The 26,397-nt window shown below is 70.1% G+C and carries 27 protein-coding genes and 1 tRNA gene; 15 read left to right on the top strand and 13 right to left on the bottom strand.

The genetic code is table 11. The annotated features are described in order from the left end of the window. Positions 1–63 precede the first annotated feature (63 nt). Both BMZ92_RS22555 and BMZ92_RS22550 read left to right on the top strand, forming a co-directional pair. The gene (locus BMZ92_RS22555) at positions 64–870 is read left to right on the top strand and encodes an SGNH/GDSL hydrolase family protein (protein WP_091510999.1); all 807 of its coding nucleotides are present in this window, start codon (positions 64–66) and stop codon (positions 868–870) included. Then, a complete protein-coding gene (locus BMZ92_RS22550) occupies positions 843–1,373 on the top strand; it encodes a TetR/AcrR family transcriptional regulator (RefSeq protein WP_091510996.1) in 531 nt (176 codons plus the stop codon). The genes BMZ92_RS22555 and BMZ92_RS22550 overlap by 28 nt, the downstream gene beginning before the upstream one ends. On the opposite strand, the gene BMZ92_RS22545 is transcribed toward BMZ92_RS22550, so the two are convergent. Both BMZ92_RS22545 and BMZ92_RS22540 read right to left on the bottom strand, forming a co-directional pair. Then, on the bottom strand, positions 1,361–2,767 hold the full coding sequence (locus BMZ92_RS22545; RefSeq protein ID WP_091510994.1) for a pyridoxal-dependent decarboxylase: 1,407 nt from the start codon (positions 2,765–2,767) through the stop codon (positions 1,361–1,363). The two genes, BMZ92_RS22550 and BMZ92_RS22545, sit on opposite strands and share 13 nt — an antisense overlap. Positions 2,768–2,821: 54 nt before the next feature. Next, a complete protein-coding gene (locus tag BMZ92_RS22540) occupies positions 2,822–4,744 on the bottom strand; it encodes an HAD-IC family P-type ATPase (RefSeq protein WP_091510992.1) in 1,923 nt (640 codons plus the stop codon). A 61-nt stretch (positions 4,745–4,805) separates the two neighbouring features. Here BMZ92_RS22540 and BMZ92_RS22535 point away from each other — a divergent pair, with 61 nt between their 5' ends. The 7 genes from BMZ92_RS22535 (at position 4,806) to BMZ92_RS22505 (ending at position 11,232) form a co-directional block, all read left to right on the top strand. Further along, positions 4,806–5,165, top strand: a complete 360-nt coding sequence (locus BMZ92_RS22535; protein WP_091510990.1) for an ArsR/SmtB family transcription factor — start codon at positions 4,806–4,808, stop codon at positions 5,163–5,165. Positions 5,166–5,182: 17 nt separating this feature from the next. After that, positions 5,183–5,674, top strand: coding sequence for a PH domain-containing protein (locus BMZ92_RS22530; protein ID WP_245783201.1), 492 nt, complete (start codon positions 5,183–5,185; stop codon positions 5,672–5,674). Then, on the top strand, positions 5,671–7,131 hold the full coding sequence (locus BMZ92_RS22525; protein ID WP_245783200.1) for a PH domain-containing protein: 1,461 nt from the start codon (positions 5,671–5,673) through the stop codon (positions 7,129–7,131). The genes BMZ92_RS22530 and BMZ92_RS22525 overlap by 4 nt, the downstream gene beginning before the upstream one ends. Before the next feature lie 74 nt (positions 7,132–7,205). After that, positions 7,206–7,880, top strand: coding sequence for a DUF2306 domain-containing protein (locus BMZ92_RS22520; RefSeq protein ID WP_091510988.1), 675 nt, complete (start codon positions 7,206–7,208; stop codon positions 7,878–7,880). Between the two features lie 287 nt (positions 7,881–8,167). Continuing rightward, positions 8,168–9,112 carry a ParA family protein gene (locus tag BMZ92_RS22515; RefSeq protein ID WP_091510985.1) on the top strand — a complete coding sequence of 315 codons (945 nt, stop codon included), beginning with the start codon at positions 8,168–8,170 and terminating at the stop codon, positions 9,110–9,112. Beyond that, positions 9,109–9,813, top strand: coding sequence for a hypothetical protein (locus BMZ92_RS22510; RefSeq protein WP_143249924.1), 705 nt, complete (start codon positions 9,109–9,111; stop codon positions 9,811–9,813). Before BMZ92_RS22515 ends, BMZ92_RS22510 begins: the two co-directional genes overlap by 4 nt. Positions 9,814–9,819: 6 nt before the next feature. After that, entirely contained in the window at positions 9,820–11,232 is a 1,413-nt protein-coding gene (locus BMZ92_RS22505; protein WP_245783199.1) for a CBS domain-containing anti-phage protein, read from the top strand. Positions 11,233–11,694: 462 nt separating this feature from the next. Here the strand turns inward: BMZ92_RS22505 and BMZ92_RS22500 are convergent, their stop codons facing one another. Then, positions 11,695–12,129 (bottom strand): nuclear transport factor 2 family protein, encoded by a 435-nt coding sequence (locus BMZ92_RS22500; RefSeq protein WP_091510981.1) that lies wholly within the window; start codon positions 12,127–12,129, stop codon positions 11,695–11,697. Between the two features lie 157 nt (positions 12,130–12,286). On the opposite strand from BMZ92_RS22500, the gene BMZ92_RS22495 reads away from it, so the two are divergent. Next, positions 12,287–13,186, top strand: coding sequence for a helix-turn-helix transcriptional regulator (locus BMZ92_RS22495; protein ID WP_091510978.1), 900 nt, complete (start codon positions 12,287–12,289; stop codon positions 13,184–13,186). 926 nt (positions 13,187–14,112) lie between these two features. Here BMZ92_RS22495 and BMZ92_RS22485 read toward each other — a convergent pair. The 6 genes from BMZ92_RS22485 to BMZ92_RS22460 form a co-directional block, all read right to left on the bottom strand. Continuing rightward, positions 14,113–14,415 (bottom strand): HAD family hydrolase, encoded by a 303-nt coding sequence (locus BMZ92_RS22485; protein WP_091510976.1) that lies wholly within the window; start codon positions 14,413–14,415, stop codon positions 14,113–14,115. A 191-nt stretch (positions 14,416–14,606) separates the two neighbouring features. Continuing rightward, positions 14,607–14,679 (bottom strand) — tRNA-Ala (locus BMZ92_RS22480). A gap of 56 nt (positions 14,680–14,735) precedes the next feature. Continuing rightward, positions 14,736–15,557: a divisome protein SepX/GlpR gene (gene sepX, locus BMZ92_RS22475; RefSeq protein WP_091510974.1), complete on the bottom strand. Its 822-nt coding sequence runs from the start codon at positions 15,555–15,557 to the stop codon at positions 14,736–14,738. Between the two features lie 143 nt (positions 15,558–15,700). After that, complete coding sequence (locus BMZ92_RS22470; protein ID WP_091510972.1) at positions 15,701–16,360, bottom strand: GNAT family N-acetyltransferase; 660 nt, start codon at positions 16,358–16,360, stop codon at positions 15,701–15,703. Positions 16,361–16,375: 15 nt separating this feature from the next. Further along, a complete protein-coding gene (glp, locus tag BMZ92_RS22465; RefSeq protein ID WP_091510970.1) occupies positions 16,376–17,644 on the bottom strand; it encodes a molybdotransferase-like divisome protein Glp in 1,269 nt (422 codons plus the stop codon). Further along, the gene (locus BMZ92_RS22460) at positions 17,644–18,546 is read right to left on the bottom strand and encodes a UTP--glucose-1-phosphate uridylyltransferase (protein ID WP_091510967.1); all 903 of its coding nucleotides are present in this window, start codon (positions 18,544–18,546) and stop codon (positions 17,644–17,646) included. The genes glp and BMZ92_RS22460 overlap by 1 nt, the downstream gene beginning before the upstream one ends. 24 nt (positions 18,547–18,570) lie before the next feature. Here BMZ92_RS22460 and BMZ92_RS22455 point away from each other — a divergent pair, with 24 nt between their 5' ends. From BMZ92_RS22455 to mscL, 4 genes are all read left to right on the top strand, one after another. Further along, positions 18,571–19,167, top strand: coding sequence for a 5-formyltetrahydrofolate cyclo-ligase (locus BMZ92_RS22455; RefSeq protein ID WP_091510966.1), 597 nt, complete (start codon positions 18,571–18,573; stop codon positions 19,165–19,167). Positions 19,168–19,391: 224 nt separating this feature from the next. After that, entirely contained in the window at positions 19,392–19,733 is a 342-nt protein-coding gene (locus BMZ92_RS22450) for an FmdB family zinc ribbon protein (protein WP_091510963.1), read from the top strand. Positions 19,734–19,871: 138 nt separating this feature from the next. Further along, positions 19,872–20,354: a hypothetical protein gene (locus tag BMZ92_RS22445; RefSeq protein ID WP_091511188.1), complete on the top strand. Its 483-nt coding sequence runs from the start codon at positions 19,872–19,874 to the stop codon at positions 20,352–20,354. Between the two features lie 26 nt (positions 20,355–20,380). Continuing rightward, positions 20,381–20,812: a large-conductance mechanosensitive channel protein MscL gene (mscL, locus tag BMZ92_RS22440; RefSeq protein ID WP_091510960.1), complete on the top strand. Its 432-nt coding sequence runs from the start codon at positions 20,381–20,383 to the stop codon at positions 20,810–20,812. Positions 20,813–21,912: 1,100 nt separating this feature from the next. Here mscL and BMZ92_RS37500 read toward each other — a convergent pair. Both BMZ92_RS37500 and BMZ92_RS22430 read right to left on the bottom strand, forming a co-directional pair. Then, positions 21,913–22,089, bottom strand: a complete 177-nt coding sequence (locus BMZ92_RS37500; protein ID WP_091510958.1) for a hypothetical protein — start codon at positions 22,087–22,089, stop codon at positions 21,913–21,915. Positions 22,090–22,091: 2 nt separating this feature from the next. Then, positions 22,092–22,592, bottom strand: a complete 501-nt coding sequence (locus tag BMZ92_RS22430; protein WP_091510955.1) for a MogA/MoaB family molybdenum cofactor biosynthesis protein — start codon at positions 22,590–22,592, stop codon at positions 22,092–22,094. Between the two features lie 89 nt (positions 22,593–22,681). Here BMZ92_RS22430 and BMZ92_RS22425 point away from each other — a divergent pair, with 89 nt between their 5' ends. Further along, a complete protein-coding gene (locus BMZ92_RS22425) occupies positions 22,682–23,737 on the top strand; it encodes an NAD-dependent epimerase/dehydratase family protein (RefSeq protein ID WP_177228823.1) in 1,056 nt (351 codons plus the stop codon). Here the strand turns inward: BMZ92_RS22425 and BMZ92_RS22420 are convergent. Together BMZ92_RS22420 and BMZ92_RS22415 are read right to left on the bottom strand one after the other, a co-directional pair. Further along, complete coding sequence (locus BMZ92_RS22420) at positions 23,730–24,776, bottom strand: sensor histidine kinase (RefSeq protein ID WP_091510952.1); 1,047 nt, start codon at positions 24,774–24,776, stop codon at positions 23,730–23,732. The two genes, BMZ92_RS22425 and BMZ92_RS22420, sit on opposite strands and share 8 nt — an antisense overlap. Positions 24,777–25,576: 800 nt before the next feature. Beyond that, positions 25,577–26,275, bottom strand: coding sequence for a response regulator transcription factor (locus BMZ92_RS22415; protein ID WP_425425845.1), 699 nt, complete (start codon positions 26,273–26,275; stop codon positions 25,577–25,579). Positions 26,276–26,397 lie beyond the last annotated feature (122 nt).

The raw sequence follows: 26,397 nt of genomic DNA, 5'->3' as shown, positions 1-26,397 counted from the left end.
CACTGTCTACATCTTTTGGTACACAAGGTCTTCTTGGGTGAACAACTCATGACGGAGACCTGAATGCAGTACGAACGATTCGTCGCCCTCGGCGACAGCTGCACGGAGGGGCTGCACGACCTGTACCCCGGCAGCCAGCAGTACCGGGGCTGGGCGGACCTGGTCGCGGCGACACTCGCCACGGCCAGCCCCCAGTTCCGGTACGCCAACCTCGGCGTCCGCGGCAGGCGGCTCGACCAGATCATCGTCGAGCAGATCCCCACCGCGCTGGACCTGCAGCCCGATCTCGTGGCCCTGTTCGGTGGCGCCAACGACGTGATGACCAGGAGTTTCCGTCCCGCCGTCGTCGCGAAACGCGTGGACGCGGCCGTGCGCATCCTGACCAGGGCCGTGCCCACCGTCGCGGTGTTCACCCTGCCGGACGTCTCCAGCCGCATGCCGGGGGTGCTGCGGGTGCGCGGCCGCATCGAGGCGCTCAACGACGCGGTCCGCGCGGCGGCGCTCCGGTACGGCGCGCTGCTGGTCGACCTGTCCGACGAGGACGTGCACGACCTGCGGTACTTCGGGCCCGACCGGCTGCACCTGTCCGAACCCGGGCACCGCCGCCTCGCCGCCCACCTGCTCACCCAGCTGGGTGTTCCTTGTGATCCGGAGTGGCTCGCGCCGCTGCCGGGCGAGCCGCTGCAGCCGGGGCTGCGCGCGCACGCGCGGTGGTTGTGGCAGGAGGTGCTGCCGGTCGCGGTGAGCCGCACGCGCAACTGGTTCATCGGCCGCTCGCCCGGCGACGGGTTCACCCCCAAGCGGCCCGAGCTGCTGCCCGTGCTGCCCGACGAACTGAACCCGTGGACAGCGCTCCCCGGCGGCGCCTGATCTCCAGCGCGATCACGCTCCTCGCCGAGGAAGGCGTGGAGGCGGTGACGTTGCGGCGCATCGCGCGGGAAGCCGGGGTTTCCCACGGTGCGCCGCTGCGGCATTTCACGGGCCGCGCCGAACTGCTGTCGGCCGTGGCGAGCGAGGGGTTCGCCGAGCTGGGCGAGGTGAACCTGCCGGAGGCGTCGGCGCTGGACCGGTTGCGCGCCGCCTGCCGGGCGTACCTGACGTTCGCGAAGCGCAACCCGGCGATGTTCGAGCTGATGTTCCGGCACGACCTGATCGACACCGCCGAGCTCGACCAGACCGTGTTCATCCGGTTCACCAAGCTCGTGGAGGCGGCGCAGGCCGAGGGCTGGCGGACCGACGCCGAGCCGCGGATGCTCGCGGCGTCGCTGTGGGCCGCGCTGCACGGCCTGGCGGAGCTGTGGCTGTGGGGCGGGCTCGCCGAGCGCGACCTGCCCGGCACGCTGGAGCTGACGCTGAACGCCTACCTGGACTGAGCTGCGCGCAGCGCCTCCCACGCGGCGTCGACGTGCTCGGCCGTGGTCGTCGGCGCGCCGATCGCCATCCGCAGCCACACGTCGTCGCCGATCTTCGTGTGGCTCAGGTACAGCTGTCCCGAGGCGTTGACGTGCTCCATCAGCGCAAGTGCGTCTGTCCTCAGTGGACGGAAGCAGACGAGGCCGAACGGGTGGTGCGGGCGCAGCTCGAAATCGGGGTCGGCGTCGACGAGCGCCGCGAACCGTTGGGCCAGCGCGATTCCCGTCCGGATGTGCTCGCGCAGGCCCTCGGCACCGTACCAGCGGATGACGGACCACAGCTTGAGCGCGCGGAACCGGCGGCCGAGCGGCACCTGCCAGTCCCGGTAGTCGATCACCTCGCCGGATTCGGTGGCGCTGTTGCGGAGGAACTCCGGCAGGATGGACAGGGCGTCGACCAGCGGGCGGCGGTCGGCGACCCACAGCACCCCGCAGTCGAAGTTGGTCAGCAGCCACTTGTGCGGGTTGGTGGCGTAGGAATCCGCGTATTCCGCGACGCCGTCGTTGATCCACCGCATTTCGGGGCAGACCGCCGAAACCCCGGCGTACGCGGCGTCGACGTGCAGCCAGATCCCGTGTTCGCGGCAGAGCTCGCCGATCGCGCGGACCGGGTCGACGGCGGTGGTGGAGGTGGTGCCGATGGTCGCGCAGACGAGCGCGGGCGTGGCACCGGCGGCGACGTCCTGCTCGATGAGCGTCCGCAGGTGCGCCGGGTCCATCTCCAGCGTCTCCGGGTGCACGGCGACGCTGCGGACGTTGTCCGCGCCCAATCCCGCGATGCGCCCGGCCTTCTCCAGCGACGAATGCGTCTGCGAGGACACGTACATCGTGTAGCGGCGGGTGAGCCCCTCGGTTCCCGCTTTGCCACCGCTGGCCCGGTGCAACGCCGCGACGACCGCGGCGAGCGCCCCGCTCGACGCGGAGTCCTGGATGACCCCGCCACCCGCCGAGTCGGTGCGGAAGCGCTCCGGCAGCCCGAGGAGTTCGGCGAGCCAGTCGACGACGAGGGTTTCGAGTTCGGTGGCGGCGGGACTGGTGGCCCAGACCATGCCCTGGACGCCGAGCCCGGCCGACAGCAGGTCGCCGAGGATGCTCGGACCGCTGGCGTTGGACGGGAAGTAGGCGAAGAAGCTCGGGTGCTGCCAGTGCGTGATCCCCGGCATGAGCACGGTGTCGAGGTCGGCGAGGAGGTGCTCGTAGGGCTCGCCCCGTTCGGGCGGGGACGCGGGCAGCCGCGTGCGCACGTCGCCCGGCCGCACCTGTGCCCGCACCGGGTACTGCTCGACGCCGGTCAGGTAGTCGGCGATCCGGTCGACCACCTGCCTGCCGTACCGCCGGAACTCCTCCGGGGTCATGTGTCCCGTCATGCAGTCCAGTTGATCAGAACGCCGGCGTTCCCGCCACGACCGTCAGCCCCACGCCGACTTCCGCAGCAAGCGCAACCCGTTGAGCGCGACCAGCGCGGTGGAGCCCTCGTGCCCGGCGACGCCCAGTGGTAGCGGCAGGTCGCCGAGCAGGTCCCACAGCACGAGCCCGACGATGCAGGTGGCCGCGATGGCCAGGTTCGCGAGCACGAGCCGCCGCGCCCGCCGGGCCAGCCTGATCACCGAGGGAATGGCGGCGAGATCGTCGCGCACCACGACCGCGTCGGCGGTCTGCAACGCGAGGTCCACCCGTCCCACCGCGATCCCGACGTGCGCGGCGGCGAGCGCGGGCGCGTCGTTGATCCCGTCCCCGACGAGGAGGACCCGGTCGCCCAGCTCGCGCACGGCGGTGACCTTGTCCTGGGGGAAGAGTTCCGCGCGCACGTCCGCGATCCCCACGTCCGCGGCGATCTTGCGCGCCGCTTCGTCGCTGTCGCCGGTCAGCAGGACGGGTTCGAACTCGGCGAGCGCCGCCACGGCGGCCGGTGCGTCGTCCCGCAACCGATCACTGAGCACGATCCGCCCGACCTCCACGCCATCGACGAACACGACCGGCCCAGGCCCGCTCCGGCTGGTCTCGACGGCGCTCGCTGTCGCCCCACGGCCGACCTCGCCCTCGCCTCCGTCCGGCCCACGCCCGATCGACCCAACCTCGCCGTCACCCCCGCGCGGCCCATGCCCGACCTCGCCGTCGTCCAGCCCATCCCCGACCGGCCCGGCCACGCCGTCGCCCCCGCCAGCCCCAAGCCCGCTGCGCCCAACCTCACCGTCGCCCCGGCCAGACCCACGCCCGACGAAGACCCGCCGCCCGTCCACGACGGCCCGCACCCCGACACCCGGCACCGCAGAAAACTCTCGCGCGGAAGATACTTCCAGGCCGCGTTCTTGCGCGGCAGAAACTATCGCGCGACCCAACGGGTGCTCGCTGCCGTACTCGGCGGCCGCGGCCAGGCGCAGCACCTCGTCGTCCGCCTCGACGACCCGCGGCGCGCCCTCGGTGAGCGTGCCGGTCTTGTCGAACGCGACCCGGTCGACGGTCGCGAGCCGTTCCATGACCACGGCCGACTTGACGAGCACCCCGTGCCGGCCGGCGTTCGCGATCGCCGACAGCAGCGGCGGCATGGTCGCCAGCACCACCGCGCACGGCGAGGCGACGATCATGAAAGTCATGGCCCGCAACAACGTCGGCTGCAACGCGGCGCCGAACGCCAGCGGCACGAAGAACAACGCGAGCGTCGCCGCCACGACGCACACCGAGTACCGCTGCTCGATCTTCTCGATGAACAGCTGCGTCTTCGCCTTGGTCGCCGACGCCTCCTCGACCATCGCGACGATCCGCGCGACGACCGTGTCCTCCGCCGTCCGCGTCACGCGCACCCTCAGCGCGCCGGTGCCGTTCAGCGTGCCGGCGAACACCTCGTCGCCCACGCCCTTGGGCACCGGCAGCGGTTCCCCGGTGATCGACGCCTGGTCGACCTCGCTCACGCCGTCGACCACCTCGCCGTCCGCGGCGATCCGCTCGCCCGGCCGCACCAGCACGACGTCGCCGACCGCCAGCTCCGCACCCGCGGCGAGCTCCTCGCCCACCATCAGGTTCCGCACGGAATTGGCCGTACGCCGCGTCGCGACCGCCTCCAGCGCACCGGAAATCGCGAAGATGACGATCAGCAGCCCGCCGTCGAAGACCTGACCGATCGCGGCCGCGCCGAGCGCCGCGACGATCATCAGCAGGTCCACGTCGAGCGTCTTCTCGCGCAGCGCCCGCAGCCCGTCGAGCAGTGGCGCCCAGCCGCCCGCGGCGTAACAGGCGACGTAGAGCGGCCACGCCGGACCGCCCGCGAAGTCCACGGCGAGCGCCGCCAAGAAACATCCCGTGGCCACCACGGCCCAACGCACCTCGGAAAGCATGCCTCCACGGTACAGGAACATATGAAGACATCTACATGTGTTCTCTTGCTAGGATTGCCGAGTGGGGCACGGAGTCGAAGGCAGGCACGCACCGGCGGCGACGCTGGACGCGGCGAGCGCCGCGACCGTCGCGGCCACCCTGCAGGCTCTGGCCACGCCGAGCCGCCTGCTCATGCTGACCCGCCTGCGGCAAGGCCCGTGCTCGGTCGGCGAGCTGGCCGAAGCCGTCGGCATGGAGCAGTCCGCCGTGTCGCACCAGCTGCGCCTGCTGCGCAACCTCGGGCTCGTCGCCGGTCAGCGGACCGGCCGCAGCATCGTCTACAGCCTCTACGACAACCACGTCGCCCAGCTGCTCGACGAGGCCGTCTACCACATCGAGCACCTCCGGCTCGGCGTGCAGGACCGCTCCCACACCGCGTAGCTGGCAAAGTGGGCGGCGTGACCGAACCAGTGCTGGACCTCCGGCCGCCGGCGAACCTGGTCTGCCGCCGCGCGGTGCTGTTCTGGACCACCCGCGCGGCACTGGGCTGGGTCCTCCCGCTCGTCAGCGAACTGCTGTGGCTCGTCTTCGGCGGCGGGACCGCACCGGTGGTCGTGCTGGTCGTGACGGCCGTGCTCGCCGTCGCGCACCTCGTGGTCATGCCGCAGTGGCGCTACCGGGTGCACCGCTGGGAGACGACGGACCAGGTGGTGTACACGCAGTCCGGCTGGTTCAACCAGGAGCGGCGCATCGCTCCGGTCTCGCGGATCCAGACCGTCGACACCGAACGCGGTCCGCTGGAGCGGTTGTTCGGGCTGGCGAACCTCACCGTCACCACGGCGTCCGCGCGCGGCCCGGTGCACATCCACGGCCTCGACCACGACACCGCCCAGCGGCTCGCCGCCGAGCTGGCGACGCGGACGCAGGCGACCGTCGGGGACGCGACGTGACCGAACCGCTGCCGTGGCACCGGTTGAGCGCGAGGATGCTCGCGGTGCACCCGGTCCAGGAGATCGTCCGGTTCCTGCCCGTGCTGATCGGTGTGCTGTTCATCGGCAGCGAGGGGCAGGGGCACATCTGGAGCCTCGTCGGCGTCGGGGTCGCCATCGCGGGCGGGCTGCTGCGCTGGTTCACCACGACGTACCAGATCACGCCGACGCACGTCCGAGTGCGCCGCGGCCTGCTGAACCGGCGCGAGCTTTCCGTGCCACGGGACAGGATCCGCACGGTCGACCTCACCGCGCACCCGCTGCAGCGCGTGCTCGGGCTGAGCCGCGTCGTCATCGGCACGGGCCGTTCGGACCGGCACGACGAAGGGGTCACCCTCGACGCGCTCGCCACGCCGGCGGCGGCCCGGCTGCGTGAGGAACTGTTGCACCGCACGGAAAAGCACGTCGAGCCGACGGGCGTCGTGCTGGCGGAGCTTTCGCCGCGGTGGGTGCGGTTCGGGCCGTTCACGTTGTCGGGCATCGCGACGATCGGTGTGGTGGTCGGTTCGCTGGTGAACCTGTTCAACGAGACCCGGCTCGACCCGGACGACTTCGGGTTGCTGCGCTCGGTCATCGGGCAGGTGACGGCGGTGCCGGTCGCCGTGGCGGTCCTGGAGATCACGGTGTTCGCGGTGGTGCTCGTGGCCGTGTTGTCGGCGCTCGCGTACGTGCTGGCGTTCTGGCATTTCCGCCTCGTGCGCACGGAAGGCACGCTGCACGTGACGCGCGGCTTGCTGACCACCCGCTCGACGACGATCGAGCTGCGGCGCGTGCGGGGCGCGGAGATCAGCGAACCGCTGCTGCTGCGGGCCGCCGGCGGTGCCCGGTGCCTCGCGATCACGACGGGCCTCCGCGTCGGCCGCGGTTCCGAGCACGGCGGTTCGATCCTGCTGCCACCGGCGCCGCTCGCGGAAGCCCGGCGCGTCGCGGGCGAAGTGACCGGCGATCCAGGGCCCGCGGCACATGAGCTGCTGCGCCACGGCCCGAGGGCACACCGCCGCCGCTACACGCGCGCGTTCGCCTTCGCGGCCGTGGTCACGGGAATCCTGTTGGCACTGCACGCTTTCGCCCGGTGGCCGAACTGGCCGTGGCAGGCAGCGCTCGTGTTGTTCCCGATCGGCGCGCTGCTCGCGGAGGACCGGTACCGCAACCTCGGGCACGTGCTGCTGGGGAGCACGCTGGTGTTCCGCCACGGAAGCCTGCTGCGCCGCCGGTACGTGCTGTCCTCGGACGGCGTGATCGGCTGGGTGATGCACCGTTCGTTCTTCCAGCGCCGCTCCGGCCTGCTGTCCCTCACGGCGACGACCGCGGCGGGCCGCCAGCACTACACCTGCGAGGACCTGCCCGCCGACGAAGCGGTCACCCTGGCCCACGACGCGGTGCCGGGGTTGCTGGACCCGTTCCTGGTCAAGCGGTAGCGGCGGTTTTCCCCACCCCAGAAGGGAGGCCGGCACCAACGCGCCCGGTGCCGGGATCGCGAAGAGTGCCGAGCATGACTTCCAAGCTTCGTCGCCTTCCGCTCGTCGGGCTCATGGTGGTGGTCGTGCTGTTCCTCGGCTACTCGCTGCCGCCGTACCTCGGCCTCGACCCGGCCCGCGCCCGCACCGTTCCGCCGGACGGGGTGCCGTACTACTACCCGCTGCTGGTCACACACATCTTCCTCGGTTCGCTCGCGTTGCTCAGCGGTTGCCTGCAGCTGTGGCCGTGGCTGCGGGGCAGGTCCCCGATGGTGCACCGCTGGAGCGGCCGGGTGTACGTCTTCGCGTGCGTCCCCGGCGGGCTCGCGGTGCTGACGTTCAGCGCGGTCACTTACTGGGGTCCGAACCAGCAGGCGGCGAACACGATGCTCGGAGTCCTTTGGGTGGCGACGACGATCGCAGGCTGGCGGACGGCCAGGCGCCGTCGTTTCGCCGAACACCGCGAGTGGATGGTGCGCAGCTTCGCCCTGTGCTTCTCGATCATCCTGAACCGCCCGTGGGGCATGCTGGTCATGGCAATCGTCCACCCGGCCGACGAGGCGGCAGTCGCGCAGGCGGTCGGTGTCGGCGCGTGGCTGAGCTGGGTGGTGAACCTGCTCGCGGCCGAGTGGTGGCTCCAGCACACCCGCCACCGCCGCACGCGGCGGAAGGTCGCGGCAGAACGGGTTCCGGCCGCGGTGGGCGCGTGAGTTCTCGGTGCCCGAAATCCGTCCACCTCCTCCCAACCGGACAGGAGGGTGGTGAGTAACCGCCAATTCAACTCATCATCGCCGGTAATCACCGAATCGTCATTACCACCGGATTGGACGCACGAGTACTGCAGACGGATGACCACCTGCCGCACGTTGCGTCGAACCAAATACCCGCCTATTGCTTTCAACGCACGATCTCTGCCAAGGTCTTGAAACGGATCAGCTAGACGAATTCGATCATGGTTCGTCGTCACCGTCGGGCACGAGGGCACCGGGGAGAGCATATGCGGGTCGTGGCGGTCATGAATTACAAAGGCGGAGTCGGGAAGACCACCCTCACGGCGAATCTCGGCGCGGTCGCCGCGAGCCGGGGCTTGCGGGTGCTGCTCATCGACCTCGATCCGCAGACCAACCTGACCTTCTCGTTCTTCTCGATCGATGACTGGCATGCGAATCTCAAGGACGAACGCACCATCAAGCGGTGGTACGACGCCGAGCTGCCGGGACGAGAGATCTCGCTGGCAGATCTCATCGTTACCCCGAAGCCGGTCAACGAAGCCATCGACCATCCAGGCGGCCACCTCGACCTGATTTCCTCTCACCTCGGCCTGATCGACATAGACCTCGAACTCGCCGCCCGGTTGGGCGGAGCCACCACCCTCGACGGGTCGAAGCGGAAGTTTCTGGACCTGCACAGCTGTCTGCGGCACGCACTCGAGGACGACCGTTTCAGTGAATACGACCTGGTGCTCATCGACTGCGCACCGAATTTCGGCCTCGTCACGAAGACCGCGATCGTAGCCAGTGAGCAAATCCTCGTGCCGGCCAAGGCCGACTACCTGTCCACACTCGGCTTGGACTACCTGGTGGGTAATTGTGCGGTGCTGGTACAGCAGTTCAACGACTTCGTCAATCACAAGCGCACGGCCGACAGCCACCGACCGATCGATCCCGCGTTCCTCGGCGTGGTCTTCACGATGGTGCAGATCTATTCACAACAAGTGACTCTTGCTCAGCACACCTACATCGAGGAAGTACGTCTGAATTCGCAGGTACCGGTGCTGGAGAGCAAGATCCGAAACAGCCCCCGACACTTCGGTGATGCCGGGGAAAGTGGTGTGCCCGCGATGTTGCGAGCCACTGGCAGAGACGAGGTCGTCAAAGAATTCGACCAGTTGGCCGACGAGGTCCTGGGCGCGCTCGACCTGCTGCCGGGTGGTCACCGGTGAACGACTTGAGGAAGTTCGTCGTCCTCCAGGCCCGGCTCTACGAATTCTTGGAACAGCAGGACGACTCGACACTGGAAGCGCTGACCAGAGGTACAGCGAAGCTGGGCGTTGTCCGCGTGGAGGCATCAGCAGTACCGGTCAGCTCGCCACCTCGCGAAGACGTGCACGCGGGCCCCGCTCCGGCGCCGCCCGTTCTCGCCGCATCTCCTTCGGGCAGTCCACTCCAAGTGGCCCACGAAATGTCGTCGCTGGCTTCGGAGCAGCAACGACGGATCTACTTGAACGCGAGCGCGTTACGCGTGAAAGAGCTGCGAGAGGTGGCCAGGATTCTCGGTCTGACCGGCTACAGCGCCTTGAAACGTGCCGAACTCGTCGACCTGCTGGCCCGTTGCGGCCCCGGCCGAGCGGACGTCCGCGGGAACGAAATGGCGAGCACCCGGGTCTCGCGAACGTCCGCCGAACCCGCGAAGACCGACGAGGAGGCAGCGGCCATTGCCTCACACCTGCGCCAACTCGATACCGAGGAAGAGGGCACCGCGTACCTCCGCGCGCAGGATCTCGACCGGGAGAGTCTGCTCGCCGTCGCGGGTCATTTGCAGCTCACGCGGGTGGAGCGGCTCAGCCAGGCAGAACTGGAAAAAAGGGTGCTGAAACAAGCGATCGCGGCCCGGCGCAAGTTCGCCGGACTCCGGAGGTGGTGAGCGCCGGTGACGGGCGAAACGACGGAGGACCGCGGCAATGAGGCGGGCGGCCGGTCGATGTACCTCCTCGGCGGCCGCCGCGTGACGGTTTCCGATCTGCTCGATGCGGGGCTCATCACCAGTGGCACGAAGCTCAGGTTCAAGCGCAACCGCATCGGGGTGACGTACGACGCCACCGTGACCGACCGGGGCCGGATCCGGCTCGAGCCCGACGGCGAGGAGTTCCGGTCACCTTCGCGGGCTGCCATGGTCGCGGCCGGCATGCGAGCGGTCGACGGGTGGCGTGCATGGCTGGTGGTCGACCAGGATCGGCTGTTGGACGCGGTGCGCCAGGAGTTGCTCGACCAGACTATTTCCAGGGCCGCGGCCACCGCGCACCCGCCGAGCGAGGACACGATCCGGCGGCGGGTCCACGAACGATTGCGGCAGGCGCGCAACCGCGCCGAGGAGCATGCCCCAGAGCGGATCTCCGTGCGCGAGCTCCTGGCCCTCTGGGGCGCGACAGAGCGCGGCGACCAAGTCAGTCAGATCGAAGCGGATCTGGCCAATCACGGGTTGATGACCTCCCCGAGCTTCCGAGCGGTGACCCTCGACACCGTGGTTTCGCTGACGACACCACCCGACGAAGTGGAGAGTGCTGCCCTTTCCGCGCGATCTGACCTCGATGATCTCCCGGTCGCCGAGGACGACGAGGGAGGCACCGACCTGGATGTACGGCTCACGGTGGGAAACCTCTCTCCTCTCACCGGCGTCGCCTCCGTGGCGCCCAACAGCACGCTTGAAGAAGCGATCACCAAGATGCTTCTCAACGACTACTCGCAGCTCGCCGTCCTCAGTGGCCCTCGTAACTTGCGCGGTGCCGTCACTTGGCGATCGATCGCGCAGGCGATGCACCAGAAGCCCAGCGCGGGCGTCGGTGACGCGATCGAGCCCCACGTGGAGGTGGTCGCCTACGATCGCGATCTCTTCGAGGTCCTGCCCACCCTGCAACGGCGCGAATTCGTGTTCGTACTGGACGAAAGCAAGAGCATCAAGGGCATCGTGACGACGGCCGACGTAGCCCAGCGCTACGGTGAGATGGCCACGCCGTTCTTCCAGTTGGGCGAGCTGGATCGGACGCTCCGCTGGATTCTGGGCCGCGCCTTCGACGTGGAGACCCTGCAGCGCTTCTGCAGCAGGACGATCAAGAATGCCGACCAGCTCTCGTTCGGCGACTACCAGCACATCCTGGAGAACAGGGAAGTCTGGGAACAGTTGGGATGGCCACTGGACCGGCCCACCTTCATCGCACGCCTGGAGGAGATCCGCCTCATCCGCAACAACGTCATGCACTTCCACCCGGACCCGATCCCGGGGGACGCTGTCGACAAGTTGCGGAGGTTCAACCACATGCTGCACCGCTACCGCGATCCCGCGTAGTCGGTCGAGCAGCCCTGAAGCAAAAAGCCCTCCCGAGTCGCTCCGCAAACGCGGCATCCCCACCCGAACCCCTTACAGGGGCCCGCGCGTCGAAGCAGATGGCGCCGAATGACCACGCGTGGTGCTATGCCGACTCGATCAGGTTCGGACGCTGTGGTTCGCGCAGTCACCGTGATCAAGGGCGTGGTCGTCGGCCTCACCTTGATCTTTCGATCCTCGGGCTGCTGCTCGGCACACGGTATGCGGCTCTTACCGGTGCGTCCCGGGACGTGCTGCGGTCTGCGCGTTGGCCGCTGCTGTTGATCGGAGACCTGCAGGCGCGGTGGTGAGTGAGATGACGCACGAGGGGGCCTCCACGACCAGCCGCGCGGATCGGGCGCCGTTCCGCGCGGCTGGGGATGGGCCGGCCGAGTTGCTCGCGCTGCGGTGCGGCAACTCGGCCGAGATCTTGACGAGGTGCCGTCAGCGGGTGCCAGCCTCGGCGCGCGTGTAGAACGCCGCGAGTTCGTGGGGGTTCTTGGTGTAGACGTCGATCTTGCGCACCAGGCCGTCCTCGACCTGGTGGATCTCGACCATGGTCAGCGGGAACTGCTCACCGGTGGAATGGGCCGTGAGCGTTCCGGTGAGCGTTCCGACGACGCCTGTCGGGCCTTCGAACACCTCGGCACTGGTGATCACGACGTTGGCGTACCCCATCATCGCGCCGAGGATCGACTGCACGAACACCTCGCTGCCCCGGTGCACGCCGCCGTAGGGGAGCTGGGCCGGCTCGTCGACGATCACCTCGGGGGCGAGCTTGGCCAGGACACCCGGCACGTCGCCCTTGCTCAGCGCGTCGTACAGCTCGCGCACGACCTGCGCGGGGCTCTCCGTCAGCGTCTTCGTCTGGTTGCTCATCTTGCATGCCCTTCAGTTTCGTTCCGGTACGGGGAAAGGCCCCAGAGGACTGGGGCACGCACCATGCAACGGCAGGTGGTCGTGACGGGGGAGTTCCTGCTGTGAGGGGTACTGGCAGAGTCCCCCACCGCGCGCGTGGCCTATTTACTCTGTCGTCATGGACAACCGGGACGCAGTCAGCGCTTTCCTCCGCTCCCGGCGCGACAAGATCACCCCGGAGCAGGTGGGTCTGCCGACGTATGGTCAGCGGCGGGTGCCCGGACTGCGCCGGGGAGAGGTCGCCGCGCTCGCCGGGGTGAGCGTCGAGTACTACACGCGCCTGGAGCGCGGAAACCTCCAGGGGGTCTCCGACAGTGTGCTGGACGCCCTTGCCCGCGCCTTGCGGCTGGATGACACCGAGCGCATGTACCTGTACGACCTCGCCCGCGCCGCGGGACCGGCGCCGCGGGCACGGGCACGGCAGCGGGAGGCCCGTCCGACGGTGAGGCCGAGCGTGGCGCGGATCGTCGACGGTATGCCGGGGATGCCGGCCTACGTGATGAACAACCGCCTCGACACGCTGGCCGCCAACCCACTGGGCCGGGCTCTGTACTCGGAGATGTACGCCGACCCGACCTGCGGCGCGAACGTCGCCCGGTTCGCGTTTCTCAATCCAGCAGCCAGGCGGTTCTACACCGACTGGGAGCGCATGGCCCGCTTCGCCGTGGGCGCGCTACGCGTCGAGGCGGGAAGGAGCCCCTACGACCGGGAACTATCGAACCTGATCGGGGAACTATCCACCCGCAGCGACACCTTCCGCGTGCTGTGGGGATCGCACGACGTGCACGTCTTCCGCGAAAGCACCAAACGCCTCAACCACCCGCTCGTCGGCGACCTGGAACTCGACCAGGAAACCATGACCCTGCCCGACGACAGCGGCCTGAGCGTGGTCGTCTACAGCGCACCCCCCGAAACCGCCGCCGAGGACGCCCTGAAGCTGCTAGCCAGCTGGACCGCCACGACCGGACAAGAGCAGAAAGGGCATTCCACGCACAAACCGCCGACCCGCCAGCCCTGACCGGTCACACCTGGAAGGACCGCTGCACCCGGCCGCGGTGACCGGGGTTTGGGGTCCAGGCGTCGCCACGCCCCGACGGGGCAGGTGGAGTGGGTGGTCCGTGAAGAAGACGACTCAACTCGGAGCCGTGTGTCGAACGTGGTTTGTGGAGCTGAGGGGAATGGAACCCCGCGGCAGTCCAGCCGTGGCGCTGCTGGTCGCGGCTTGCCTGCACCTTCGCGGCTGCCCGTAACGACCTACCGCCGCGAGCGGACATCTCAGATATGAATGCAAGACGCTCCAACCCCATAACTCGTCACGAGCGAGAGGTTCGGCGCGTCGAGAAGCACGTCGAGCTTTACCTCCAGGCTTGGACGGTACGTGCTCCCTCCGGCGAGGCTATGCAGGCTAAGCGGGATGCGGCTCGCGCATCGGCCCGGAGGCAAGTAGACCAGCTGGCAACCGACATCAACGACGCTGATCTCGCCGATACCGAGAGAACGGCTTACCTGAAACGACTGGAGGCAGCGCTCGCTGCGTTGCGAACCCAGTCGGCAGGCAAACGCTGGCTACGAGAGAGGATCGCTACGAGACCTCGCACGAAGCGCACCCGCCGTTCCGAGTCCAAGCATGAGCCCCGAATCAGCCTCCGAGCAGTGTCCGGCGGGTTACCAGGGCTCGGGAAACGCGCTTGATCGATGATTGTTCTCGCTGCTTAGCGCTGCCGTCGACTGCGCCGCCAGACACCGGCACCACGCCGCGCCCGCGCGTTCCAGGGCGAGGCGTCGCCGTGGCAGACGCCGGGGCGCAGGTCGGCTGCGAGGTCGTCGAGGAGTGCGAGAGCGCGGACGCGTTCGGCCTTTGGGGCTACCTGCTCGCCTGCTGGTAGCTCGGTCAGCTTGTCGTTGCTGAGGCGGCCGCGGAGCCAATCAGTGAGCAGCGGCAGGTCAGGCGAGGGCACGGGTTAGGTAGGGACGCGGCTTGAGGAGTCCGACATCTGCACTCTCGCGTGTGGACACCACGTCGACGAGCGGGCGGATGCCGTGAAAGTCGAGGTATGTGCTGATCGCGGCGGCGCTGTTGTTGCTCACGATCGCGAGCGGCCGGCCGGAAGCGTGCCACGCCTGGATGAGTTCGTGCGCACCCTCGGTCGTTTCAGCGGTGGTCATGGCCTCGACCTCGTGTGCGGTGAACGCGGCCTCGACGTAGCGGACGTCATCTTCGCTGAGGGAGGCGGCGTACTTCAGCACCGCGAACGGGTTATCGCCGGAAGTCCTTGCCGATGCTCGACCACATGCTGTCGAACCAGGTCCGCACCTGCTCGACGTACTGCGAACCGGTTGGCGTGTCGCCGTTCGCCGAGTGGGGAAACAGGATGGCGCTGCCGTACGGACACGCAAAGGCCCTCCCCGATCACCCGGGGAGGGCCTTTGACCTGCTGTGGAGCTGAGGGGAATCGAACCCCTGACCTTCTCGATGCGAACGAGACGCGCTACCAACTGCGCTACAGCCCCTTGAACTTGCTCGCAGAGCATAGCAACCCCGCCGCAGGGGGTCGGCGAGGGGGGTCCTACTCGCCGACCGCCCGGCGGAACGGGAGGGCGCCGGGGTCGTCCAGCTCGTGGAACGCGGGATCCTCGTCCTCGACGTCGACGACCACCGCTTGCCCGCGCAGCCGCGAAGCGGGCGACGGGCGGCGCTCGATGCCGACCAGCTCGCGACGCGGCTCCTCGGGCACCTCGTACTCGTCGCGCATCACGCGGCGCGGCTGCGCCGGGCGACGGGTGCGTGCGTGGTGCAGGCGCGCGAGCCGCCGCTGCCGGATCTCGTTCTCGATGCGCACCTGCCGCCGCAAGTACACGAGGTACCCCACCAGCACCAGGTCGATCGCGCCGTGCCCCCACCACAGCAGGCTCGACAGGAAACCGGCCACACCGGCGGACACCACCGCCAGCAGGATGAGGGCGAGCACGACCCGCTGCCGGAACGCGTACTTGGCCCGCGCCGCGATCTCCGCCGCCTCCGGGTCGAAGCCCCCGCGCCCAGGCCGGTACCGGCGTTCCCCCTCGGCCTCGACGCCGCGCTCCGACCGGTAGTCGGCCTCGTCGTCGAAGTCGTCATCGGCGTCGAAGCTGCGTCGCGAGGACTCCTCGTGGCTGCACGGGCGCTCCGGCTCGGCGAACTCCTCGGGTTCGGGGTCGATGACCTGCTGAACGGGCTCGGACATGACGGGCTCCTCCCCCTCGTCGGTGCCTACTCCGCTCCGCACGACGCGGGCGGCGAGCGCGGAGTCCGTGGTCCGCACGACGGCCTGGCGCTTCCGCGCGACCATGGGCACGAGCACGACGAGCCACGCGGCCGCCAGTGCGACGATGATCAGCGAGCTGGGCATCTCCCTCTGTCACCTCCCCCGACTTCTGCTACATACCGTCACGCTAGTCACAGGAGTAACAGATCGCCGGGAGCCACGCCGCTCGAAAACAGAAATGGGACCACCGGATCAGGTGAAACTGACCCGATGTGGTAACGCAGATCTCACACGCGCTCAGCGCGGCCTTCCCGCACGAGCCTGCTGACGAGACCGGCGCCCGTCTCCTCGGCCGTGATCGCGAAGCACAGGTGGTCCCGCCACGCGCCCGCGACATCGAGATAGCGCTGGAAGAGGCCCTCCTGGCGGAATCCGGCCTTGGTGAGGACGCGGACGCTCGGCTCGTTCTCGGGGCGGACGGTGGCCTCGATCCGGTGCAACCCGCCGGAGGTCAGCGCGTGGTCCACCAGCAGTGCGACAGCCGCCGTCGCGACCCCGCCGGCGACGACCGTCGAGGACACCCAGTAACCGACCCACGCCGAACGGAGTGAGGCGCGGATCACGTTACCGACAGTGATCTGACCGGCGAACTGGTCGTCCACTGTGATGACGAACGGCAGGCACTGACCACGGCGAGCAAGCCCCCGCAGCGCCATCCACTGCGGCGGCCACGACCAGAAACCGTTGCGGTCCGCCCACGGACCCGGCGCCGTCGGCTCCCACCGCTCCAGGTGCTCCTGGTCCCGCAACCGGATCCGCGACCAGTCCCCCGCGTCCCGCAGCCGGATGGGCCGCAGAGCGACGACACCGGCGCGGACGCGCAGCGGACCGAGCCGGGCGGGCCAGCCGGGGTGTCGCGCTTCGATGTCGTAGGTCGCAGCCTGCACCGGCGTATTTAACCGTCACACCCGTTGTGCGAGGAAGGTCACCCGTACCTGCTCGCCCGCGGGCACCTCCGTGAGGTCCTCGTCCACGTTCACCAGGCAGTTCGCCTCGGCCAGCGACGCCAGCAGGTGCGCACCCGACGTCCCGAGCGGCTGCACGAGGTACTCGCCCGTGCTCTCGTCGCGCAGCAGCTGGCCACGCAGGAAACCCTTGCGCCCCTTGGTCGACGTGATCGGCGACAGCAGCCGGGCGCTGACGATCCGCCGGTGCGGGTTGCGCGTGCCGCGGGCCGCCCTGATCAACGGCCGGATGAGCACCTCGAACACCACCAGCGCGCTCATCGGGTTGGCAGGCAACAGGAACGTGGGCACGGAGTCCGGCCCTAGACGGCCGAACCCCTGCGCCGAGCCGGGGTGCATCGCGACGCGCGTCATGTCGATGTGCCCGAGGTCGGACAGGGCCGCGTGCACCTCGTCGCCCGTCGTGCCCCCGGCCCCGCCGGCGACCACGACGACCTCGGACATCAGCAGTCGGCCCTCCACGACCTCACGCAGCCGCTTCGGCTCGCTCGGCACGATGCCGACGCGGCTCACCTCCGCACCGGCGTCCCGCGCGGCAGCGGCCAGCGCGTAGGAGTTGACGTCGTAGACCTGCCCGACCGAGGGCGTCCGGTCGATGTCGACCAGCTCGTCGCCGACGGACACGATCGACACCCGGGGACGCGGGTAGACCAGCACCTTGGACCGGCCGACCGCGGCGAGCAGCCCGACCTGGGCCGAGCCGATCGTGTCACCCTGGCGCACGGCGACGTCCCCGATCTGCACGTCCTCGCCGGTCCGCCGCACGTAGCCGGCCGAGGGCACGGACCGGTGCACGGTCACGTTCGCGGGATGTCCGTCGGTGAACGCCGTCGGCACCACGGCGTCGGCCAGCGTCGGCAGCGGCGCGCCGGTCACGACCCGCACCGCCTGGCCGGGGTTCAGGCGCCGCGGCTGCCGCGAACCCGCCGGGATCTCGCCCACCACCGGCAGCTGCACGGGCTCGTCGCCCGCCGCGCGCACGTCCACGCTGCGCACGGCGTACCCGTCCACCGCGGCCTGGTCGAAGCCGGGCAGGGCGTGCTCCGCGACGACCTCCTCGGCGCAGAGCAGGCCCTGCGCCTCGGAGATGGCGACCCGGACCGGCCGCGGCCGCACGGCCGAATCCAGTACCAGCGCCAGCTGTTCGTCGACGGGACGGAACTCCTGCTCAGCGGCCTCTGCAGGCTCCGGGGTGGACGGGGTCATCAGCCTTTGTTCTCGATTCGCTCGGCGAGCCAGGTGCGCAGCGACGGGCCGTAGTCGGGGTGGTCGAGTGCGAAATCGACCGCCGCCCGCAGGAACCCGCCGGGGTTGCCCAGGTCGTGCCTGCCACCCCGGTGCACCACGATATGCACCGGATGTCCCTCTTCGATCAGCAGTGCCACCGCGTCGGTGAGCTGGAGTTCACCACCCGCGCCCGGCTTGATGCGGCGCAGCGCGTCGAAGATCGCCCGGTCGAGCAGGTAACGGCCCGCGGCGGCGAACGTCGAGGGAGCCTCTTCGGGCTTCGGCTTCTCGACCATCCCGTGCACTCGTTTGACATCTTCTTCGTCCGTATCGGTGACGTCGAACACGCCATAGGGTGAGATCTGCTCCTTCGGGATGTCGAAGGCGCACAGCACGCTGCCGCCGTGCTTCACGCGGACCTCGGCCATCCGCTCGAGCACCCCGGCCGGCAGCACGAGGTCGTCCGGCAGGAGGACCGCGACGGCGGTGTCCTCGTCGGTCAGGTTCGGCTCGGCCTGCGCGACCGCGTGCCCCAGCCCCAGCGCCTCCTTCTGGATGGCGACCTCGACGTCCAGCAGCCCCGGGCCGCGGCGGACCTTCTCCAGCAGCTCGGTCTTGCCCTTGCGCTCCAGGTTCTCTTCGAGCTCCGGCGCCGAGCGGAAGTAGTTGACCACCGACTCCTTGCCCGGTGAGGTCACGATCACAAGCCGCTTCGCGCCCGCCTGTGCCGCCTCCGCCGCGACGATCTCGATGCCCGGGGTGTCCACGACCGGCAGCAGCTCTTTCGGAACTGCTTTCGTCGCAGGCAGGAAGCGTGTCCCCAGCCCCGCGGCGGGGACGATCGCGGTGCGGAAGGAATGGTTGTCGAAGGCGCCCGTCATGGAGCTAGAGCCTAACCTGCGACTATGCGAGACGGGCGGCACGACGAGCTGGACAAGGGCGGCTGGCGGGCCCGGTTGACCGCGGCACGGACAGCCCTCCCCGTCGCCGCGCGGGTCGCCGAGGCCAGGGCACTGGCTGAAGCGGTCGGCGCGCTGGACCTGCCCCCGACCGTGTGCTGTTACGTGCCGTTCGGCACCGAACCCGGTTCGATCGCATGGCTCGACGTCGCGCGGCAAGCCGGCGCCCGGGTGCTGCTCCCGGTGATCCCGCCGGCGCCTGGCGCGCTGGACTGGGCGGAGTACACCGGGCCGCAAACGCTTTCACCTGGCCGCTTGCGGGGCGTGCTCGAGCCGGCGGGCCCCTGCCTCGGGCCGGGCGCGGTCCGGGAAGCGGGGCTCGTGTTGATCCCCGCACTGGCCGTCGACCGGGCGGGCGTGCGCCTCGGCCGCGGCGCGGGGTACTACGACCGCTCGCTGGGCCACGCGGCCGCCGACGCGACGCTGGTCGCCGTCGTGCGGGACGACGAGTTCGTCGAGCGGCTGCCCGCCGAACCCCACGACGTGCGGATGACCGCGGTGCTCACCCCTGGGCGGGGGTTCGTTCCACTGACCGGCCGGTGACCAAGGTCTCACCGGGGGCCGACATTCTGGAGCTCCGCCCGGTCGTTGCTCCAGAGTGGGACGAACGAGCAGGCCACGGCTACCGGCGGGTTCGATCACCGCGAGGATCGGGACGCGGCCTGGGCGTGACCCCGGAAACCCCGTTTGACCTGCGGGGGAATGGCCCAGTATCGTCTAGCGTTAGCACTCTCGCGGATCGAGTGCCAATGCGCGAAGGAGCACCAGTGCCCACCTACCAGTACGCCTGCAAGGAGTGCGGCCACCAGTTCGAGGCCGTGCAGTCGTTCTCCGACGCCAGCCTGACCGAGTGCCCGAAGTGCACCGGCCCGCTGCGCAAGCTCTACGGCGCCGTCGGCGTGATCTTCAAGGGCAGCGGGTTCTACCGCACCGACTCGCGTTCCGACTCCAAGTCGTCGTCGGGTTCGAGCAAGTCCTCGTCCTCGGCGTCGAGCAACGGTTCGTCGTCCAACGGGTCGAGCAGCAAGTCGGACTCGTCGTCTTCGTCGTCGGCGTCCTCGTCGTCCTCGTCGAGCAGCTCCTCCACGGCAGCCGCCGCCGCTTCCTGACGGCCGAGTTGTCCACAGGCACCCGGTTATCCACAGGTGCTTGATCAGCTCCTTTCCCTCGCGCGGGCACACCCCTAACGTCGAAGTGACGACAGCGGAACCACCGCCGTCGCACTGGCGAAAGGGAGTGTGCCCGCGATGCGTATCCGCCTGTGGGAGATCTGGATCAGGCTGCGTTCTTCCTTGCGCAGCAGGCGTTTTTCGCGATTGCGCCGCCTGGTCGCGGTCGGTCTCCTCGTGCTCGCCGCGGTGTTCGCGGTGCGTTCCCCCGGCGCCTCGCCGCCCTCACCCGAAGCCGCATCAGCCCGCGCGAGTCCCGGCGCTGTCCCCAATCTTGTCCCCGGGTTGTCCACAGTTCCCGTCCGCCTGGCCGACGCCGCTGTGGCCGGTTTGCTCTCGCCTGGCACCCGGGTGGACGTCGTGACGGCTGACGAGGGTGTGAGCCGGGTGCTCGCGCCACTGGCGACGGTGGTCGACGTCCGCTCACCGCCCGCCGGGTCGAGCCGGTTCCTAGCGGGTGAGGACAAGGGCCCGCTCGTCCTGATCGCCGTTCCGCCCGACACAGCGACACAAGTGGCGGCTTCGTCACTTCGGAATCCGGTTGCCGTTACCCTCCGCTAACAGCGTCCGTCGAGGGAGGAGTGCACATGTTCAAGGGCTTCAAGGATTTCCTGATGCGGGGGAACGTCGTCGACCTCGCGGTGGCGGTGGTGATGGGCACCGCGTTCACCGCGATCGTCACGGCGTTCACGAACGGCCTGATCAAGCCGCTGATCAACACGATCGGCGGCACGGACGCGGCGAAGGGCCTCGGCTTCAACATCCTGGGCGACAACGACTCCACGTTCCTCGACTTCGGCGGCGTCATCAACGCCGTGATCAACTTCGCGCTGATCGCCGCGGTCGTGTACTTCGTGATCGTGCTGCCGGTGAAGAAGATCCAGGAGCGCCGCAAGCGGGGCCAGGAACCCGGCCCGGCGGAGCCCACGGACGTCGAACTGCTCATCGAGATCCGCGACCTGCTGCGCGAGCAGCGCGGCCCCCAGAACGAGAACGACAAGGAGACGACGAAGGCCTGATCAGCGCGGGCAGTGCCCGCACAGGAACGGCTGCCGCCAGGGCGGCGGTACGGCGTGGTCATGGTCGGTCAGCAGGGCGGGTTGGCAGGCTGCTGCCGGTCAGTTCCGGCGCGGCTGCCGGGCTGCCGGTCAACTCCGGTGCTTTCGCCGGGCTGCCGGTCAGTTCCCGGCGCGTCCGCCCCGGCTGCCGGTCAGCTCCGGCGCTTTCGCCGGGCTGCAAGGTCAGTTCCCGGCGCGTCCGCCCCGGCTGCCGGTCAACTCCGGCGCATCGGCCCCGGCTGCCGGTCAGCTCCGCGCTCTCGCCGGGCTGCCGGTCAACTCCGGCGCTCTCGCCGGGCTGCAAGGTTGGTTCCGGCGCGTTCGCCCGGCTGCCGGTCAGTACCGGCCCGTCCGCGGGTGCCCACCGGTTCCAACGTCGGCGCACAGCCGGGGGGCACAGGGCGCTGCCGAAGCCTCAAGGCACAGCGCGCATCGGCGCAGGCCAGGCAACCAAGGGTGCAACCCCGGGGCGCCAGCGGCCAGCCACCAGGGTGGATGCCCAGAGCGCTGGCCCGGCCAGCCGGGCCAACCAGGGCGCATCTTCACGGCGCTGGCCCGGCCGATCAGCCCACGGTGCACACCCGGCGCTACCCCAGCCGGGCGGCAAGCCGGAGCGCTGGCCCGACCAGGCGGCAAGCCAAGGGCGCCAGCTCGGCCAGTCAACCCACGGCTGGCCCGGCCAGGCGGCGAACCCAGGGCACTGGTCCGGCAGACGGCAAGCCAGGGCGCCGCCCGGCCAGCCAACTAACCCGGGCTGGCCGGGCCAAGCGGCAAGCCCTGCGTGCTGGGCCACCCAACCCAGGGTGCAACCGAGGCCGCCCGCCTGAGCCATCGCCCGTTAGCAGCCGCCCTGGTCTGGCGGCCGTCGCTGCCCCACGCGGACGGCCGCGATCGGTAGCCCGGCCGCGATCGGCATCCCCGGCTGACGGCCGTGGTCCACGGCCCGCTGCCAGCCGCCGCCAACCCGAGCCGACGGCGGTGGCGTGCCCGGCAGCACCCGAGCCATACCCGCAGCACCCTGGCCGCGTACCCGCGCACGTGGCCGCAGCCGTCGCCCCTGCCTAGCGGTCGTGGTGTGGTGGCCGGTTCTCCCGGTACCACGTCTCGCGGTCGTCGCCGCGGGGGTCGGGGTCGCGTTCGTCCGTGGTGGTTTCCGGGAGCACCTCGCCGAAGACGGCGTCCAGGGAACGCCGCTTCCGGCGGCGCCGGGCGTCCTCGTCGCGGTCGTCGGCGGGCACGGTCAGGACTCGTCGAGGCCGGACAGCTCGTCGATGACGTACGGCACCAGCGCGGACAGCGTCGCCATGCCGTCGCGCACCGCGGCGCGCGAGCCGGCGAGGTTGACCACCAGCGTGCTGCCCGAGACGCCGACCAGCCCACGCGAGATACCGGCGTCCACCGCACCCGCGGCGAGCCCCGACGAGCGCAGTGCCTCGCCGATCCCCGGGATCGGCCGGTCGAGCACGCCCGCGGTCGCGTCCGGGGTGACGTCCCGCGGCGACACGCCGGTGCCACCGACCGTGATCACGAGGTCCACCCCGCCGATCACCGCGGTGTTGAGCGCATTGCGGATCGCGACCGTGTCGGCGTGCACGACGACCACGCCGTCCACGATGAACCCGGCTTCCTCCAGCAACTCCGTGACCAGTGGGCCGGAGGTGTCGTCATGCTCGCCATGCGCCGCGCGGTCGTCCACGATCACCACGAGGGCGCGGCCAAGCCGCTGTGCACTGCGTTCCATGGGGCACACGTTAGCCCGTTGTTACCGAACTCTGACGGCCACGTCCGACCTACTGCGCGTACCCACCACCACCCCATAGCGTGACGAGGGTGCACGTACTCGTCACCGGCGGTGCCGGCTTCATCGGATCGCACGTCGCCGACCTGCTGGCCGCCGAAGGCCACACCGTGACGGTCCTCGACGACCTCCTCCCACAGGCCCACGGCACCGCGACCCCACCGGACTACCTCCAGCACCGGTTCGTGCAAGGCAGTGTCTCCGACCAGGCCCTCCTGCGCGGACTTCTGTCCGAAGTGGACGCCGTCTGCCATCAAGCGGCCGTCGTCGGGCACGGGCTCGACCCCTCGGACGCGCCGGCGTACGCCTACCACAACGACTACGCCACCGCGGTCCTCCTGGCCGAGATGCACGCCGCCGGAGTGGCGAAACTGGTGCTCGCCTCCTCGATGGTCGTCTACGGCGAGGGCCGGTACGCGTGCGCCGAACACGGCATCGTCGCACCCGCACCCCGATGTCAGTCCGATGTGGACGCCGGGCGGTTCGAACCGCGCTGCCCGGAGTGCGGCCGGGACCTCCAACCGCGCCTGGTGCCCGAAGACGCACCACTCCGCCCGCAGAGCACCTACGCGGCCACGAAACTCGCCCAGGAACACCTCGCGGCCGCCTGGGCGCGGCAGGCCGGCGCGACCGTCTGGGCATTGAGGTACCACAACGTGTACGGCCCCCGAATGCCGCAAAACACCCCGTACGCCGGAGTCGCGTCGCTGTTCCGCTCAGCGCTGGCGCGCGGTGAAGCCCCCACGGTCCTCGAAGACGGCAACCAGCGACGTGACTTCGTGCACGTCCACGACGTCGCCCGCGCCAACCTTCTCGCGCTCGAAGCTCCAGGCACACCGGGCGAACTCACCCCGGTCAACGTGTGCTCCGGCGTCCCGCACACCGTCGGTGACCTGGCCCGCGAGCTGTCCCGAGCGTGCCGGGGACCTGCACCACGCGTCGTGGGCGGCGCACGGCCCGCCGACGTCCGGCACATCGTCGCCGACCCGGGCCGGGCCGCGAAACTGCTCGACTTCCGCGCGGTTGTCCCGTTCGAGGCGGGGATCAAGGCCTTCGCCACCGACCCGCTCCGCGCGCCGGTCAGTTAGCGGCGAGGGGCAGCCGGACTTCGAACCGGCAGCCGTCGCCGTGGTTGTGCACGTGGATGCGCCCGCGGTGCGCCTCGACGAGCCCCTTGGCGATCGCGAGGCCGAGCCCGCCGCCGGCGTTACCCGAGCGGTCAGGGGTCCGGGCCTGCGTCCCCCGGAACGCGACGTCGAAGACGCGGTCCAACTCGTCCTCGGGGATGCCGCCGCACCCGTCGTCGACGGAAAGCAGTGCCTCCTCACCCTCGACGCCGACGCGGATCGCCACCGTGCCGTCCGGCGGGGTGTGCCGGATCGCGTTGGACACCAGGTTGCGGACTATGCGCGCCAGTTCGGGATCGCTGCCCGTGACGACGGGCCAGACGTCCGCGTCCGCGAGGACCCGCACCTTCTTCTGGTTCGCCACCACGGTCTGGGCCGCGAGCGCGTCGCTCACCACGTCCTGCAGCGGCACCGCCGACATCGTCAGGCGCAGCGCACCCGCCGTGATGCGGGAGAGTTCGAACAGGTCGTTGACCATGGCCGACAGCCGCGCGGTCTCGCCGTTGATGCGGCTCGCGTAGTCGGCGACCTCGTCCTTCTCCGACACGATGCCGTCCGCGAGCGCCTCGGCCATCGCGCGGATGCCGGCGAGCGGACTGCGCAGGTCGTGGCTGATCCACGCCACCAGATCGCGCCGGGCCGCCTCTCCGGCGCGTTCACGCTCGCGAGCTTCGCGCTCCCACACACTGCGCCGCGCGATGACCCGGCCGAGCAGGACCGCCGCGGGCACGGTGACGAGCGCGACGAGCAGGCAGACGAGCAGCATGGTCATCAGCGCCGGGGTGAACATGAACCCGCTGATGGCGAGTACACCCGTGAGTGTGGCGAGGACGGGGATCAGGACAAGGACGGTGAGGGTCGTGGTGAGGGACCCGCGCCGGAGCCAGTAGAGGACGAGGCCCCCCACGAGCGCGACCGGCAGCGTGAAGGCCACGGCCAGCGGCAGGATGTGCCAGACGTGCGCGAGCATCTGGCCGAACGACTCACCGGATTCGATCATCGCGCTCTCCTCCCGCGAGGCTCATCTTGCGCCGATCGGGGACCGGGGGCCGGGCTGCCGGGGCGGGCAGCTGGCGGCAGGCACCGGGAACGGCGGACGGTTGAGGGACGTGGTCGCGGAACCGGGCGCGGAAGCTGACCGGCATCGCGGGCTGCGGACGGCGGAGGTTCGCTGGCGCGGAACAAGCCTTGGCCGCGGCCCGGCACGGGGGCAAGCCGAGGGGTACGACCCGGCGACAAACGCGGCAGGCAGCCCCTCCGCAGCACGCCGCCGAGGGCAGTCGGTGGCGAAGGTGAACCGGGGCGCACCGCCGAGAGCCATCGGCACCGGGATGGAGCAGGGGTGCGCCACCGAGGGCCTTCGGTGCCGGAGAGGAACCCGGGGCGCACCACCGAGGGCAGTCGGCGGCGAAGGTAAACCGGGGCGCACCGCCGAGAGCCATCGGCACCGGGATGAATCCAGGGCACGCCATCGAGGGCCATCGGTGCCGAAGATGAACCCAAGGCACGCCATCGAGGGCGGTCGGGCCGGAGATGAACCCAAGGCGCACCGCCGCGGGCGATCGGTGCCGGAGATGAACCAGGGGCACGCCATCGAGGGCGATCGGTGCCGGAGATGAACCAGGGGCGCACCGCCGAGCGCCGTCGGCGCCAGGGATGAACCCCGACAGCACGCCGCCGAGGACGATCGGCGGCGGGGATGAACCGGGGCCCGGAGGTTGGGTGCCGGACCCGGCAGCCAACCTCCGGCACCCAGCCTCCGCAAACGACGGCCGAACACCCCAGACCCCCGCGAACCCCTCACGTCCCCACCGGGTCGTACCGATACCCGACGCCCCAGACGGTCGCGATGCGGGTTGGCTTCGCTGGGTCGCGCTCGATCTTTTCCCGTAGGCGGCGGACGTGGACCGTCACCGTGGACTGGTCGCCGAAGTCCCAGCCCCACACCTTTTCCAGCAGGTCGGCCCGCGAGTACGCGACACCCGGGTGCGCGAGGAAGAACGCCAGCAGGTCGAACTCCCGCGACGTGAGGGGCACCTCGACCCCCCGGAGCGTCGCCAGGCGGGCGCCTGGCTGGAGGCGCAGATCGCCGTCCGACACCTCCGCGGCGACCGGCTCCACGCTCGGCATCCGCGCCCGCCGCAACACCGAACCGACCCGCAACGTCAGCTCGCGCGGGCTGAACGGCTTCGTCACGTAGTCGTCCGCACCGAGCCGCAGCCCCGCGATCCGGTCCTCCTCCTCACCGAGCGCGGTCAGCAGCACCACCGGCACCTGGCTCGACCGCCGCAACCGGCGGCACACCTCCAGACCGCTGAGGCCGGGCATCATCACGTCCAGCACCACCAGATCCGCCGGCCGCTCGGCGAACGCACGCAGCGCCGCCGCCCCGTCCCCGGCGACCTCGACCGTGCAGCCGCTCGCCTCCAGGTACCGCCGCACGACGTCGCGCACCGTCTCGTCGTCGTCCACGACGAGCACGCGGCCAGACTCGGTCACCACCACATCCTGCACGCTACCCCGCACCACCGACAGCCGCCGTAAGACGGCGGTAAGAACCCGAGCACGTCAGATTTCGGTAAGCGCCGCAACGGTTCCGCTCTGTCCACCCCGGACTTAAC

Source organism: Amycolatopsis sacchari (genome assembly GCF_900114035.1).
Classification (GTDB): Bacteria; Actinomycetota; Actinomycetes; order Mycobacteriales; family Pseudonocardiaceae; genus Amycolatopsis_E; species Amycolatopsis_E sacchari.
The sequence above is the reverse complement of the archived record's forward strand: the minus strand, read 5'-3'. Positions and strand labels throughout refer to the sequence as shown.

What these genes read in the sequence shown, in the direction of transcription:
- mscL (WP_091510960.1), top strand. Translation starts at nt 20,381, where the DNA reads ATGTTCAAGGGCTTCAAGGATTTCCTGATGCGGGGGAACGTCGTCGAC.
- glp (WP_091510970.1), bottom strand. Translation starts at nt 17,644, where the DNA reads ATGACCCCGTCCACCCCGGAGCCTGCAGAGGCCGCTGAGCAGGAGTTC.
- BMZ92_RS22460 (WP_091510967.1), bottom strand. Translation starts at nt 18,546, where the DNA reads ATGACGGGCGCCTTCGACAACCATTCCTTCCGCACCGCGATCGTCCCC.
- sepX (WP_091510974.1), bottom strand. Translation starts at nt 15,557, where the DNA reads ATGCCCAGCTCGCTGATCATCGTCGCACTGGCGGCCGCGTGGCTCGTC.
- BMZ92_RS22545 (WP_091510994.1), bottom strand. Translation starts at nt 2,767, where the DNA reads ATGACCCCGGAGGAGTTCCGGCGGTACGGCAGGCAGGTGGTCGACCGG.
- BMZ92_RS22555 (WP_091510999.1), top strand. Translation starts at nt 64, where the DNA reads ATGCAGTACGAACGATTCGTCGCCCTCGGCGACAGCTGCACGGAGGGG.
- BMZ92_RS22420 (WP_091510952.1), bottom strand. Translation starts at nt 24,776, where the DNA reads ATGATCGAATCCGGTGAGTCGTTCGGCCAGATGCTCGCGCACGTCTGG.
- BMZ92_RS22495 (WP_091510978.1), top strand. Translation starts at nt 12,287, where the DNA reads ATGGACAACCGGGACGCAGTCAGCGCTTTCCTCCGCTCCCGGCGCGAC.
- BMZ92_RS22540 (WP_091510992.1), bottom strand. Translation starts at nt 4,744, where the DNA reads ATGCTTTCCGAGGTGCGTTGGGCCGTGGTGGCCACGGGATGTTTCTTG.
- BMZ92_RS22515 (WP_091510985.1), top strand. Translation starts at nt 8,168, where the DNA reads ATGCGGGTCGTGGCGGTCATGAATTACAAAGGCGGAGTCGGGAAGACC.
- BMZ92_RS22455 (WP_091510966.1), top strand. Translation starts at nt 18,571, where the DNA reads ATGCGAGACGGGCGGCACGACGAGCTGGACAAGGGCGGCTGGCGGGCC.
- BMZ92_RS22430 (WP_091510955.1), bottom strand. Translation starts at nt 22,592, where the DNA reads ATGGAACGCAGTGCACAGCGGCTTGGCCGCGCCCTCGTGGTGATCGTG.
- BMZ92_RS22520 (WP_091510988.1), top strand. Translation starts at nt 7,206, where the DNA reads ATGACTTCCAAGCTTCGTCGCCTTCCGCTCGTCGGGCTCATGGTGGTG.
- BMZ92_RS22500 (WP_091510981.1), bottom strand. Translation starts at nt 12,129, where the DNA reads ATGAGCAACCAGACGAAGACGCTGACGGAGAGCCCCGCGCAGGTCGTG.
- BMZ92_RS22445 (WP_091511188.1), top strand. Translation starts at nt 19,872, where the DNA reads ATGCGTATCCGCCTGTGGGAGATCTGGATCAGGCTGCGTTCTTCCTTG.